The organism is Bacillus sp. JJ1533 (assembly GCF_036965045.1).
Taxonomy (GTDB): domain Bacteria; phylum Bacillota; class Bacilli; order Bacillales; family Bacillaceae_L; genus Ferdinandcohnia.
In genome coordinates this window covers 47402-61435 of record NZ_JBALOV010000035.1, presented here as the reverse complement: position 1 = coordinate 61435, position 14034 = coordinate 47402, and the positions used below count along the sequence as shown (strand labels likewise).

15 protein-coding genes are annotated in these 14034 nt (G+C 37.5%); 5 read left to right on the top strand and 10 right to left on the bottom strand.

Annotated features, from left to right (window positions below; translation table 11 throughout):
• Nucleotides 1-16 precede the first annotated feature (16 nt).
• From V7138_RS17890 to V7138_RS17880, 3 genes are all read right to left on the bottom strand, one after another.
• Nucleotides 17-1873 carry a PAS domain S-box protein gene (locus tag V7138_RS17890; protein ID WP_335399882.1) on the bottom strand — a complete coding sequence of 619 codons (1857 nt, stop codon included), beginning with the start codon at nt 1871-1873 and terminating at the stop codon, nt 17-19.
• Nucleotides 1874-2197: 324 nt separating this feature from the next.
• The gene (locus V7138_RS17885; protein ID WP_335399879.1) at nt 2198-2380 is read right to left on the bottom strand and encodes a hypothetical protein; all 183 of its coding nucleotides are present in this window, start codon (nt 2378-2380) and stop codon (nt 2198-2200) included.
• Nucleotides 2381-2484: 104 nt separating this feature from the next.
• A complete protein-coding gene (locus V7138_RS17880) occupies nt 2485-3372 on the bottom strand; it encodes an NAD(P)-dependent oxidoreductase (RefSeq protein ID WP_335399877.1) in 888 nt (295 codons plus the stop codon).
• A gap of 149 nt (nt 3373-3521) precedes the next feature.
• Here V7138_RS17880 and V7138_RS17875 point away from each other — a divergent pair, with 149 nt between their 5' ends.
• The gene (locus V7138_RS17875) at nt 3522-3617 is read left to right on the top strand and encodes a YjcZ family sporulation protein (RefSeq protein ID WP_335399876.1); all 96 of its coding nucleotides are present in this window, start codon (nt 3522-3524) and stop codon (nt 3615-3617) included.
• Between the two features lie 52 nt (nt 3618-3669).
• A complete protein-coding gene (locus V7138_RS17870) occupies nt 3670-3807 on the top strand; it encodes a YjcZ family sporulation protein (RefSeq protein WP_438824376.1) in 138 nt (45 codons plus the stop codon).
• A 54-nt stretch (nt 3808-3861) separates the two neighbouring features.
• Here the strand turns inward: V7138_RS17870 and V7138_RS17865 are convergent, their stop codons facing one another.
• Nucleotides 3862-4074: a hypothetical protein gene (locus V7138_RS17865; RefSeq protein ID WP_335399874.1), complete on the bottom strand. Its 213-nt coding sequence runs from the start codon at nt 4072-4074 to the stop codon at nt 3862-3864.
• A 108-nt stretch (nt 4075-4182) separates the two neighbouring features.
• Here V7138_RS17865 and V7138_RS17860 point away from each other — a divergent pair, with 108 nt between their 5' ends.
• Both V7138_RS17860 and V7138_RS17855 read left to right on the top strand, forming a co-directional pair.
• Entirely contained in the window at nt 4183-4380 is a 198-nt protein-coding gene (locus V7138_RS17860) for a DUF5370 family protein (protein WP_335399871.1), read from the top strand.
• A gap of 55 nt (nt 4381-4435) precedes the next feature.
• Nucleotides 4436-5113: a GNAT family N-acetyltransferase gene (locus V7138_RS17855; RefSeq protein WP_335400591.1), complete on the top strand. Its 678-nt coding sequence runs from the start codon at nt 4436-4438 to the stop codon at nt 5111-5113.
• Between the two features lie 18 nt (nt 5114-5131).
• Here the strand turns inward: V7138_RS17855 and ptsP are convergent, their stop codons facing one another.
• On the bottom strand, nt 5132-6850 hold the full coding sequence (gene ptsP / locus V7138_RS17850; RefSeq protein WP_335399868.1) for a phosphoenolpyruvate--protein phosphotransferase: 1719 nt from the start codon (nt 6848-6850) through the stop codon (nt 5132-5134).
• Complete coding sequence (locus V7138_RS17845) at nt 6850-7116, bottom strand: phosphocarrier protein HPr (RefSeq protein ID WP_335399866.1); 267 nt, start codon at nt 7114-7116, stop codon at nt 6850-6852. The genes ptsP and V7138_RS17845 overlap by 1 nt, the downstream gene beginning before the upstream one ends.
• 472 nt (nt 7117-7588) lie before the next feature.
• Between V7138_RS17845 and V7138_RS17840 the strand changes: the two genes are divergently transcribed.
• Entirely contained in the window at nt 7589-8386 is a 798-nt protein-coding gene (locus tag V7138_RS17840) for an HAD family hydrolase (RefSeq protein WP_335399863.1), read from the top strand.
• A 37-nt stretch (nt 8387-8423) separates the two neighbouring features.
• Here V7138_RS17840 and V7138_RS17835 read toward each other — a convergent pair whose 3' ends face one another.
• The 4 genes from V7138_RS17835 to ptsG all read right to left on the bottom strand — a co-directional run bounded on the left by V7138_RS17835 (nt 8424) and on the right by ptsG (nt 13988).
• The gene (locus tag V7138_RS17835; protein WP_335399860.1) at nt 8424-9641 is read right to left on the bottom strand and encodes a DUF4129 domain-containing protein; all 1218 of its coding nucleotides are present in this window, start codon (nt 9639-9641) and stop codon (nt 8424-8426) included.
• A complete protein-coding gene (locus tag V7138_RS17830; RefSeq protein ID WP_335399857.1) occupies nt 9631-10821 on the bottom strand; it encodes a DUF58 domain-containing protein in 1191 nt (396 codons plus the stop codon). The genes V7138_RS17835 and V7138_RS17830 overlap by 11 nt, the downstream gene beginning before the upstream one ends.
• The gene (locus tag V7138_RS17825) at nt 10821-11771 is read right to left on the bottom strand and encodes an AAA family ATPase (protein ID WP_335399854.1); all 951 of its coding nucleotides are present in this window, start codon (nt 11769-11771) and stop codon (nt 10821-10823) included. The genes V7138_RS17830 and V7138_RS17825 overlap by 1 nt, the downstream gene beginning before the upstream one ends.
• A 180-nt stretch (nt 11772-11951) precedes the next feature.
• Entirely contained in the window at nt 11952-13988 is a 2037-nt protein-coding gene (gene ptsG, locus V7138_RS17820) for a glucose-specific PTS transporter subunit IIBC (RefSeq protein ID WP_335399850.1), read from the bottom strand.
• Between the last annotated feature and the right edge of the window lie 46 nt (nt 13989-14034).

The following is a 14034-nucleotide window of genomic DNA, read 5'->3' as shown; positions in this document are numbered from 1 at the left end:
ATGTAGCTTTGTTCTGCTACATCGTTTGGTTTATTCGAGGAAGTTTTATTTCGAAGGTTGTCCCTTCATTTTCCTTGCTATCGACTTTAATTTCTCCGTTATGGTTTTCGATAATATTGTAGCTTACCATTAACCCAAGGCCCGTTCCCTTTTCCTTCGTTGTATAAAAAGGCTCCCCAATTCGGTTAAGGATGGATTCTGGAATTCCACAGCCGTCATCAATAAAGAAAATATAAATGAAGTCGTCCGAAACCATTGTGCGAATGATAATGGTACCGCCATTTTCCATTGCATCTATGGAATTCTTGATGAGATTGATGAAGACTTGCTTAATCTGATTTTCATCACAGGTAATAATCGAATCCTCATTCTCATATTCAATATTGATTTGAATATTTTGGAGAATAGCTTGTGTTTCAAGCAGTGTCACAACATCACGTAAAATAGTCCGGATATCCTTATTTTTGAATTTTATTTCCGACGGCTTTGCTAATAATAAAAGCTCACTTAAAATTAATTCAATTCGATTTAATTCAGAAAAAATAATGTCAAAATAATTCTGTTTCTCATGGAATTCATCATTAAACAATTGTAAAAACCCTTTTATGGCGGTTAATGGATTTCTAATTTCATGGGCAATTCCTGCCGCAAGCTGCCCGGCGATTGAAAGTTTTTCAGATTTAATCATTAATTCCTCTGCTTTTATTCGGTCAGAAATGTCACGAATAATGACTTGAACGGCAGCCTCTCCAAAGTAGGTAGTCGGTATTCCGATTAATTCTGTGTGAATTTGCTTTCCTTGGAATGTATACCATGATTGTTTACTAAAATTGACTTCTTTCTTTTCCGCATTGACGATCTCGATGAAATCTCTCACCTGATCATGATTTTCCGGATGAAGGAAGGTATAAATATTTTTTCCTAACATTTCTGTATAGCTGTTTGCCCCAAACATTTTTACACCTGAGTCATTGATAAACACCCAATTATTTTGATAAATCACGGCAATCGTATCAATTGAATTTTGGATAATCCGTTGATAACGTTCACGGCTTCTATGGATAATATCATGGAATGACTTGCGTGATGAAATATCATGCAAAACAAGATATTCATATGTTTCATCGTTGATATAGATGGGTACTTCCTTTACTTCAACAAAGAATGTTTCATTGTTTTGTTTCTTCCACTTTTGTTCGATAATGCCTAAACGAAATCCATTTTGGATTTGCTCGATTCGCTTAGCTACGACCTCATGGAATTCTTCATCTATAAATGAATAAATAGCACTACCAATTACCTCTTTCGGATGTTTAATTGTTAATAAGGTAGCTGCCTCCCTGTTTAGATAAACAATTTGACCTAGCTTTGCAATGACAATCGGAAAAGGAGCTTCATCGATTAAAATCGGTGCCTCTACCAACCTCGTATATGAGGGAATCTCATCCGGAATAAACGAGGAGAATAAAGTGTTAGAACTAAATTCCTCAGAAATGCGATCATTTGCTGGCTCTAATAACACATTCATTTTTAGTAGTATTTCTTCATATTCACAAGACGAGGAGTTATAGATAGGCTCAACAATAGTTTCGAACCAAATGATATCATGATTGGTTTTTAACAGTCTTAGCGCACATACAGATTGTTGTTGTTTATTGAAAAAATAACTTTCAAGCATAAAACGATCATCTTTATGTATGATATTTTTAATCGATGTTCCAATCAGCAAGTCTTGTGTGTAGCCTAAGATGTTTTTACAGTTGCTTGAAATATAAAGAATTTGTCCATTTTTCGTCACTGTTAATACAAGATTAACAGAAGGCGTTACCACTGATACATACTCTGGAGCACTCTGTTGATTTCCTGTCTTCATATATTGAACCCCCTCCCTCATTATTGCTTGACTCAATCGTTATGGCCGATCTGTATATGAATGTCGATAAATGATTTAAATGGGTTGGTGTAACCATTTTTTTACTATACTATTACATTAATTTAGGGGCTAATTCATATCCATAGGTAGAAAGACCTGTTTTAATGCTATTATAAAGAAATTTCAGCAAAATTCCTACTGTTTTGGCAAATATAAAAAATCCAGGCCATGCAATGACCTGGATTTTTTATCGCTGGTATTGTACTATGGGTGTCAAAACATTCGACAATTACATCTCCTTGTCGAATATTGTTTATACACAACTTATAGTCCGCCTTCATATTTTCCATCATTTTTAGAGGCTTTTTCTTTTTTAGCCTTTTTCTTATGTGCTTTGTTAGCTGCAGCACTGCCAAACTCTTTGCCGAATTCAGAGTCCGTTACAGCTGAATCAAAGCCTTTTTTGTTTTTTTGTTCGGGATCATTCTTTTTATTTCGTTTTGCCATAGTTGAGTGCACCCCCTTAGAGATTATCATCATTATTTTCTTCTCTAAGGGGATTTCTATGCAGGAGCTGACCATAACCTCTTGGCTCTAAAACCTGTGACCTGTTATTCCCAGAGCTTGCAGATGGCTTGGGTACCACTGTTTTCCTCACCATTTTCGGCTAATTCATCGTACATTTTTTTTGCAAGTTCAAGTCCTGGTGTTTCCATTCCCATTGCTTTCGCTTCTTCTAGTGCAATCCCCATATCTTTAATGAAATGTTTAATGAAGAAACCAGGCTCGAAGTTGCCTGCAATCATTCGTGGAGCAAGATTACTTAATGACCAGCTTCCGGCTGCACCTGTTGAAATACTTTTTAATACGGTTTCTGGATTAAGTCCTGATTTTTTTGCATAAACCATTGCTTCAACAACGCCTATCATATTTGACGCAATTGCGATTTGATTACACATTTTAGTGTGCTGACCAGAACCTGCTGGACCCTGGTATACAATGTTTTGTCCCATTATTTCAAGAAGTGGCTTGCAAGCTTCGAATACATCCTGATCCCCACCAACCATAATGGCTAATCTCGCTTCTTTTGCACCAACATCTCCACCTGAAACAGGTGCATCTAAGGAATACATACCATGATGTTTTGCGGCTTGATATATTTTATTTGCCAAAGACGGTGTTGATGTTGTCATATCAATAAAATAAGTACCTTCTCTCGCATGTGCCAGAAGTCCATGATCACTTAGGTAAATTTCCTCAACATCATGTGGGTATCCCACCATGGTAATAATCACATTTGCTTCATCTGCGACTTCTCCCGCAGACTGTTTCCAAATCGCACCCTGTTCAATGAGGTCTGTTGCTTTTTCCTTCGTCCGTGTATAAACAAGAACCTTATATCCTTTTGAAAGAATATGGCCAGCCATGCTTTTTCCCATGACACCTGTTCCTATAAAGCCAACGACTGTGTTTTCATTTAAGACATTTGTATGTATCATTTTCTTTCTCCCTCATTTTTTTTATTTTTATCATATCATACTTGAAATAAGTCAGACCTAAAAAAAATTTAGGAAAATTGGGGTTTTGTACCTTACGAAACCTATGCGTATTCCATAGGATATAACAAATAGATATGGAGGTGTTCTAAATGAGTGGAGTAGGAGTAGGATTTGGAGCAGGTTTTGCGTTACTTGTTGTATTGTTCATACTATTGATCATTGTTGGTGCAGCCTATATTTATTAGTAATTCTTATGCAAGTTTAAGATTAATTATAATTAAGAAAGGGAGATGTATTATGGGATTCTACGGAGGATATGGATGTGGCGGATATGGTTACGGAGGCTACGGTTACGGCTTCGGATTCCGCGGAGGCTTTGCGTTGATTGTTGTACTATTTATTCTTCTAATCATCGTGGGAGCTGCTTGGTTCTAAAATATCCAATAAGAAAAGAAGCCAGCAACATAAAGGGTTGCTGGCTTTTCCATGTTATTTTCCATCAAACAAATCCTGAAACTTTTTCATTTCTCTATCTTCTTTCGGCTTTAGATGAAAAGGATTTTTAGGTTGGACCATGTTTTCGGTGTTCACATCTGAACGGATCCCCATTTTCTCCCCTCCTATATCAGCATTGATCATGCCTTCATATCTTCCATCAAAATGGGGATCCCTTTCATGATGATCGCGATCGTTATCTGGCATCGTTAATACCTCCCTTTATCATTAAACTGGCGTTTTTTTAAAATAATATGTACAAATTCCACAACAAAAAGGAACACTATACACAACATGAATGAAGGAGAGAGTTAAATGGGTGCGATTGACCGCGAAGGCTATCGGTTTGAAACAGAATATAGCGTAATTAATCAAAATGGTGCAATCCATGTTTATCGTGATGGTGATTTTATTAAAGAACTACCCTTCTCATTTACAGGAGAACAGCCCGAACCAGCGTTACTTGAAAAGATTGTTGAATCATTTTTTGAAAACAATCAAAAATACGAATAATTTTGCTTCTCATCCATCCTAATCTAGCGTAAAATGTGGTTGTGAGGTGAGCGGCTTGTTTCGAAAAGAACTATTTGTGTTCGATGAAAATAAACCAAAAGCGTGTGTGATTCGAAATTATCGTGAAACTGATTTTGAGGATTTAATTCAAGTTCAACGGGAAAGCTTTCCCCCACCATTCCCGTCTGAGTTATGGTGGAATAAAGAACAATTACATAATCATGTCGCCTTATTTCCTGAGGGTGCCTTATGTGTTGAAATGGATGGAAAAATATGTGGATCAATGACCGGTTTACTTGTTCATTTTGATCCAAGCCATCCGCATCACACATGGGAAGAAATCACAGATAACGGATACATCCGAAATCATACCTCCACTGGAAATACCTTATATATTGTGGATATATGTATTAGCCCCGCTTTCCGAAAATATGGTCTTGGAAAATGGTTAATGCAGTCGATGTATGAGGTTGTCGTTCATTTAAATGTTGAGCGATTATTAGGTGGAGGACGGATGTCCGGGTACTCCAAATATGCAAAAGACATAGCTGCTCAAAGCTATGTTGAAAAAGTCATGGCAGGTGAACTGAAGGACCCCGTGATCACATTTCTTCTCCGAAGTGGACGTACACCTGTCCAGTTGATTGAAAACTATCTTGAAGATGAAGAATCCTGTAATTATGGATTATTAATGGAATGGAAAAACCCCTTTTACGCAAAAAAACGAGTCTAACCAAGACTCGTTTTTTTGTTAATTCATAAAGTTTGCTTTAACAAACTCGACAACTTCTTCAGTTGTGCTCATTGATAAGATCTTTTCTTTATGGCTTGCGATTTCCGCTTTTGATAGTTTTTTAATTTGAGTACGTGCTGGTAAAATGGATGTCGCACTCATGCTAAATTCGTCAAGGCCAAGTCCTAAAAGAATTGGAATCGCAATTGTGTCACCGGCCATTTCTCCACACATTCCTGCCCACTTGCCTTCTTTATGAGCTGCTTCAATAACCATTGAAACTAGGCGTAGAATGGAAGGTGAATATGGCTGATAGAGATAAGAAACTCGCTCATTCATACGGTCAGCTGCCATTGTATATTGAATTAAGTCATTTGTTCCAATACTAAAGAAATCAACTTCTTTAGCAAACTGATCCGCTAATACGGCAGTTGATGGAATTTCAACCATAATTCCAATTTCAATCGAATCAGAAACGGCAGTTCCATTCGCAACAAGCGTTTCTTTTTCCTCGAGTAAAATCGCTTTTGCCTGTCTAAACTCATCAAGTGTCGCAATCATTGGGAACATAATTTTCAAATTACCAAATGTGCTTGCACGAAGTAAAGCACGTAGTTGAGTACGGAAAATGTCTTGTTCCTCTAAACAAAGACGAATTGCTCTAAAGCCAAGGAATGGGTTTAGTTCTTTCGGTAAGTTTAAATATGGAAGCTCTTTATCTCCACCAATGTCTAATGTACGAACAACAACCGGCTTGCCTTCCATTTTTTCAAGAACGGTTTTATAGGCTTCAAATTGCTCCTCTTCAGTAGGAAGCTGGTCGCGGCCCATGTATAGAAATTCTGTACGATAAAGGCCAATGGCTTCGCCACCATTTTCAAGAACACCCTTAACATCTTCTGGAGTTCCGATATTAGCAGCAAGCTCAACATGTTCCCCATCACTTGTAATGGTTTTTTCATTTTTCAATTTAGCCCATTCAGCTTTTTGAGCTTCATATTGCTCTTTCTTTTGGCGGTACTGAGCTAATACTTCTTCAGAAGGATCAACAATCACGTCACCATCAAGTCCGTCAACAATGACCATGACCCCATTTTGAATGTTTGAGGTAACAGCTTTTGTTCCAACGACAGCTGGGATTTCCATCGATCTTGCCATGATTGCAGAGTGAGAAGTACGACCACCAATATCAGTCGTAAACCCTTTTACATAATTACGATTTAATTGAGCCGTATCTGATGGAGTTAAGTCTTCCGCAATAATGATCACTTCTTCTGAAATCATACTTGGATTCGAGATCGTAACCCCTAGTAAATGAGCAAGTACACGCTTTGTTACGTCGCGAATATCAGCAGCACGTTCTGCCATATACTCATTATCCATACCTTCAAACATGGTAATGAACATGTTTGCAACCTCTTGTAAAGCAAATTCTGCATTTACACCCTCAGAACTAATTTTTTCTTTAATCGGATTAAGAAGTTCTGGGTCACTTAACACGAGAAGGTGAGCGGAAAAGATAGCCGCTTTGTCTTCCCCTAATTCTTCATTCGCACGATTCCTAATTACTTCTAACTCTTCTTTTGATTGATTAACTGCTTCATCAAAGCGTTTCATTTCAGCATCTTTGTCACTGATTGTCTGTTTTTCAACGGTTAAATCAGGATGCTCTAAACGAAAGCTTTTTGCAATGGCAATCCCTGCAGAAGCAGCAATTCCTTTAATCATATTTGACATTATTCACCAAGTCCTTCGTTCGCCATGATTTCTGTTAGGTTTGCGATTGCTTCTGCTTCGTCAGAACCTTGAGCAACAATTTTCACTTCAGCACCTTGACCGATTCCAAGAGACATAACACCCATAATGGATTTTAGGTTAACAGACTTCCCGTTATATTCTAATTGAATATCTGAATTAAATTTACTAGCCGCCTGTACTAATACTGTCGCTGGACGTGCATGAATTCCTGATTCACTTGTAACTTTAAATGTTTTTTCTGCCATGATAATTTCCCCTTTGCAATTATTTGAAATCATTATGATTACTTGTAGTATTTGTACGTTTCCGGTAGATATGTAAAGAAAGAATCGCAGGTTCCGACTCAAAATCAAAAATTAAAAGGCACGAGAAAGACAATAAAAACGAGAGACATTTTTTCTCACAGCTTTTACTAGTACCTTACTCATGCCTGATCGAATCAGTAACACGTAAATGTAAACTGTATGTAAAAATAAAACCGATCATTCTTTACAAAATAACCGTATACTCGAACTAGTATATCATAGATAATAAATATTTTTCAACGATAAGTAACATAATCCGACAAGAATGAAAATTGAGAATGTTTCTCAGACGATTTAATGATTCATTTAGACGATTCTCAAAAACAATCAACTTAACAATATCACTCTTTCATGTTTATCATGTATAATAGACAATTATTGTATCTACATAAAAAAGTTGGAGGTGTTTTCATTGATTAAACTAATTGTGAGTGATTTAGATGGAACACTATTACAGGAAAATAATACAGTTAAATCCGAGGACGCCAGAGCCTTAAATCAGGCATTACAGGAAGGACTTCAAATCAGCATTGCAACAGGTCGAATGGATACGGAAATAAAAGAAGTATTAAAATTGATTGGACAAAAGTTTCATCGCATCAGCCAAAATGGAGCGTTTGCGTCGACCATTGATGAGAGGTCTATTTTTTCTCGTACCTTTACAACAGAAATAGCGGAAAAAATATATAAAGAAGTATTAGATTCCAGATTTGTAACGATTGTATGTACCTATGATACTAATTTCACACATGAAAATAATAAATATGTAGCCGATGTTCAAAAAAGAATGTTCCATCCAATCATCATTGACCCAGAAATCGGTTCGAAATTTAGTGAGGTTAAACCATCCAAAATTTCGCTGATGGGCTTTGAACAAGATATTATCGATATGTACGAAAAGCTTTCAGCTGATTTTAAGGATGAGATTGATTTATTTATTTCTGAAACACATGTATTGGACATTATGCCAAAGCAAATAAGTAAAGGCAATGCGGTTCAAAAGCTTCTTGATGAACTTTCTTTCAAACCTAAAGAAATTGCGTGTATCGGCGACTCTTTTAATGATATTCCCATGTTTCAATTAACTCCTTATAGTTATGTGATGTCCACTGCACATGACGATGTAAAAAAAGAAGCAAAATTCGTTGTGGAATCTGTTGCTGAGGCAGTTGAAATGATTTTAAAAGAAAATAGTAAACAATGTGTTTGATTAAAAAGAAGAAGAACCTGAATTTCGAGGTTCTTCTTTATTTCTGGTTTTTTAAGCTTTTTATTTTTGCTTTGATTTGCCTCACCATATCTTCACAAGCTTCGTTTTCATTAGCGCTTAATTCTTCATCCCCATATCTGGCTCTTTCATAGAGTTCTACAAGTCGATAATCAAGAAAATGATTTCGACCTAGCCATTCTGTTACACTTTCATGATGGTAACGACCAAGACCGCGCTGAGCTGAAAGCACCTCTAATTCAAGAATAAGCTTTCTAACCTTTGCCTGCGGGGTTTTTCTTTTCGGTTTTCTCCATTTTGTAGTAGGTGTCCTGATCCCCTCAGTGACAGTCGCATATTGATAGGCCTCCCCCACCACGACCGCCTCTTTTACAAATCTTTTTCTGGCTAATAGGAAAAGGATTACTGCTAAAATGATCGCACCTAGAATCGATAAATAAAACCAAATATCAAAACTCCCTATCATCTCTAAAAATGGATTTTTCTGTTCCGTTTCATCCCAATTCAAGCTTCCCACACTTTCTCCCTTTGAGCCTCGAAACGATTCAATATTTTCGACCGCATTAAAAAGTGGCTTTGAAACCCAATAAAGGCCAGTTCCAATAATGGATGATACAAAGGACAATCCCTTAACAAAAAGAATCGGAAAAATAACCGCAACCCCAATTGTACTTACAAATAAACCACTAAATAAACCGACTACAGACCATGAATTGTTTCTGGTAGCCACAGTTTTCTTGACAAGTGAACTCGAACTTACACTGTTTAAGAGTTTACCAATCATGAAAAAAATTAACTCGGTAACTAATAAATACAACACAAGATCACTATGGATATACCCTTGGACTTTTGCTGCAAAGTAAGTGAGTCCTCCAAAAAGTAAGCTACCATTTAAAATAGATGCTTCTGTCAGCTTTGGATTTTTATGAAAATGAACAACCATTCGGTAACATACGATTGCTGCAATCACAATACTCTGTCCGAACGGTAAGCCGATTGCACTACTTACAAGGGCAAGCAATGGTACAATTAACATAATAAATACATATGGAGTATTTGATTTCATGAACGATAATAAGAGTGCAATCAAGGCAGCCCCGGCACCTGTAAGAAACAAGAATGGTAGAATAGGTGGCAGCTGCTCCGTGTGAATATATAGCAACATGAGCAAAATATAGAGTAGGATTACTTCCATTACATATTGGTACGACTTTAGTAATGCTTGATTAAATCGCATCAGAATTCCCCCTCTTCACTGAAAAGGAAGCTTTCTGTAAATAAATGGCATCCTCATTCTCAATCACTTTAAAACAATCGACACCCTTTCTTGCAAAGCTTCGTAATATCAATTGCTCATTCTCTTCGATTTCACCTAACAAAATCAAATAGGGTGAAAGCTGCTGCTGTCTTCCAATGGTATGAATCATGTAATGAAACGGAATCGTAATACTATGCTTGCTTAGTCTTGCAATCAATTCAAGAGCTCTCGCTAAATGTTCCTTCCCTTTCCCAAGAGGTATATGGATATATGGCGTTTTACCTGCTCTTCTTACATTGACAAATACCTCAAATGGAATATTTTTTACTGTTGCCGATTCTAGTAAGTATGTTAATCCACTCAAATATTGCTCCAGCTTTTGTTCACGGACATTAATAATAATCGTCCATGAAAACTGAGCCGTTTTATCAAAAATCTTTGTTTGCAGTTGATTGGTACGGGCACTCGCCTTCCAATGAACCCTGTTAAAAGGATCTGTTGGTACATAACCTCTTGTCCCCACAATCGCCGTCATATCTTCAAAAAATGAAGTTCGAATAGGATACTCTCCTTGATTTTTCGGAACAATCTTTTCGATTCCTCCCACCGTTTCCGGTGACGAATAAATAATCGTCTCAAAGTTAATCGGCTTCGTATACTGAAGATAGGCTTCACCAAAACCAAACAGATGTGGAATTCTTATCTCTAGTGTGCGAATTTTTGCAACTCCCCTTTGCTTCCCTTCAAATGGCAAGCTTGTTGATGAAATTTGTTTACCAATAAGGGTAAGCGGAAGGGTGAGTTCAATTTGTTCGGTTTCTAAAACTTTTCTTTCATTCTTAAAACCTATTACATCATCAATCATTATTCGGATGTGACCATTCAAGATTGGTAACATCCCTTCCTGTCGTAGCATAAGCGAAAAATCACTTTCTTCACCTTTAAAGAGCTTAATAGTAGACTTATCAACTGAAACAATGATTTTACTGCCAACATGCTTTAAATAATATTTGTTGAGAAAGACAAATAGCAGAAAGAACACTCCTACAAACACAAGCAAAAACACCTGTGAAAGAATCCCAACTAAAATAAATGCCGAAGAAAGAAACATCATATACGACATTTCATTTCCAATCGATATTTGCCGCTGCCAATTCATTATTTCACTGCCCCTGCTTCAACCGGGACTGATACCGATGAAAGTAGCTCCTGAACAATTTGACGATTCGTTTTCTTCAACGATCCCTCCATTGTTAGCACAAGTCGATGTGAAATGACATATGGAGCCATAAACTTAATATCCTCTGGAGTTACAAACATCCGTCCTTCTAAATATGCCTTGCCTTGGGCAGCCTTCATCAAAGAAAGCGTTCCCCTTGGACTCACTCCAACTTCAACATCACCATGCTTTCTAGTGGCATGTACAATGCGTAATAAATACTCCTCAACATCATCAGAAAGTCGTACTTGTCCTACTTCAGCTTGCATCGCTTGAATCTCTTCTTTTGTAAGAACCTCTAAGATTTCCTCGATGGGGTTGTTTTGTCGATATGTTCTCATGATTTGCTTTTCCTCTTCAAAGCTTGGGTAGCCGAGATCAATTTGCACAAAAAAACGGTCCATTTGTGCTTCCGGTAAGGGAAAAGTCCCTTGTTGGGATTCGATTGGGTTTTGTGTTGCAATGACGACAAATGGTGCAGGAAGCTTTAAAGTTTCCCCATCTATTGTTACCTGGCGTTCCTCCATTACTTCTAATAAACTTGATTGAGTCCTCGGAGTTGCACGGTTAATTTCATCTGCTAAGAGGATATTGGTCATAACCGGACCGGGACGAAGCTGGAATTCCTGTTCCTTCGGATTAAAAAATTGAATACCCGTAATATCACTTGGTAAAACATCGGGTGTAAATTGAATGCGCTTAAAATTTCCACTTATCGATTTCGCAAAACTCTTCGCAAGCATTGTCTTTCCTGTACCAGGTACACTTTCTAGTAAAATATGACCTTTATTAATAAGAGAATTTAGTACTAACTCAATGACATCATCCTTTCCGATAATGACTTTCCCAATATTCTCTTTGATTTTTAAAACATTCTCTTTTGCAGACATAAGTGCCTCCTATTTTTTAGTAATTCTATGATAATTTAAATTTATCAAAAATATGCGTATTTTCCAACATAATTCTGGCTGAACAAAAAAAGGAGAGTGATGAGCTCTCCTTCTTGCGACCAATTAAACAAAATAGACAGAACCACAGAATTGCCTATGGTCTGTTTCGTTTAATTTTTGTTATCCTTTTGTTATCTCGATGATATTTTCTTCAGAGAGATTAATCATACCTTGCTTTTTAAGAATAATCTTTTCTCCTTCTACAAGGTTTGTGAACACAATCGGAGTAACGATTGACGTTGCATTTTCCTTAATATAATCTAAATCCACTTTCAATAGGTGCTGGCCTTTTTCAACCCTATCATTTTCACTCACAAGTGTTTCAAAACCTTGTCCTTTTAGATTAACTGTATCGATTCCGACATGGATAAGAATTTCGCGTCCTGAATCAGATAGAATACCAATTGCATGCTTTGTCGGGAACACGTTGATAATTTTCCCATTAACAGGTGAAGCAATTACACCTTCTGATGGAATAATTGCTAAGCCATCGCCCATCATTTTACCGGAAAAGACTGCATCAGGAACTTCGGTAATTGGTTTAATTTCACCCTTTATAGGTGAAACAAAACTGTCATCACCCTGATGTTTATTACCCATTAAATCTTGATTTATTTCTTTCGTGCGGTTCATTTCTGCTTCGCGGGGCTTTTTCCCGCTCATTACGTCTTGCATTTGACTTTTAATGATTTCAGAGCGTGGTCCAAAGATTGCCTGAATATTATTTCCAACTTCAAGCACACCAGCCGCACCTAATTTTTTCAATTCGTCCTTATTTACATCTTTAATATCGTTTACAGAAACACGAAGACGAGTGATACATGCATCAAGATGGGCAATATTTTCTTGTCCACCCATGGCATTTAGAATGTTATAAGCGAGATCACCAGCCTGCCCTTCCTTTTCCTCTTCCCCTTTCGCTACTTCACGTCCAGGTGTCATGAGATTAAATTTACTAATCGCAAAACGGAATACAAAATAGTAAATAACTGCAAATATAAGACCGATTAATATCGCAATCCACCAAGGCTCTCTACCGGGCAATATGCCAAATAAGAAGAAGTCAATTCCTCCACCTGAGAAGGTATAGCCTATATTAACACTCAAAGCGGTCATTAATACAAAAGATAATCCATCCAGGATTGCGTGGATCAAGAAAAGAATAGGTGACACAAACATAAATGAAAATTCAAGTGGCTCTGTGATACCCGTTAAAAACGAAGTCAGGGCCCCTGAACCTAATAGTCCGGCTACAAGCTTTTTATTTTCTGGACGTGCAGCATGATACATGGCAAGCGCAGCAGCCGGTAAACCAAACATCATAATTGGAAATTCGCCAGCCATAAAGTTACCGGCTGTAATATCTACCCCATCCTTCAATTGGGCAAAGAAAATTGTCATATCTCCTCTAACAACTTGCCCAGTTGCGGTCGTATAAGAACCGAATTCGTACCAGAACGGGGCATGGAAAATATGATGTAACCCAAAAGGGATTAGCAATCTTTTTATAAACCCGAAGAAAAATACAGCAAAATACGTACCTTCTTCTATTAGCCATAGAGATGCACTATTCATCGCTTCCTGTACGGGTGGCCAAATAAATAATAATAAAAGACCTGCTACAAAAGAAAACGCAGCTGTTGCAATCGGTACAAATCGTTTACCTGCAAAGAATCCAAGAAACGAAGGCATCTCAATATCGTGAAAGCGATTATAAGCATAAGCAGCAATAAGTCCTACAATAATTCCTCCAAAAACACCTGTTTGCAATGTAGGAATTCCTAAAACGGATGCAAAAGCGGGGTTGTCAGCAAGCATTTCAGGAGTTACTCCCCGCCATGAACTCATTACTTGATTCAGAACTAAATAACCAACTAAAGCAGCAAGTGCTGCTGCACCATCACCAGCTAGGCCGATCGCTACCCCAACTGCAAAGAGCAGGGCCAAATTACTAAAGATAATTCCACCTGCGTCCTCCATCACTGATGCAACAAGCTGAATCCAATCTGCTTCCAGGAACGGAAGATATTGCAGCATTGTTTCTTGTTGCATGGCATTTCCTATCCCAAGTAATAGACCTGCTGCTGGTAAAAGGGCTACAGGCAGCATAAGTGCTTTACCAATCTTTTGCAGGACGCCAAAAACTTTTTTAAACACCTTAAAACCTCCTATGATATTCATTCTCATTAAGAAATCCCAAAAA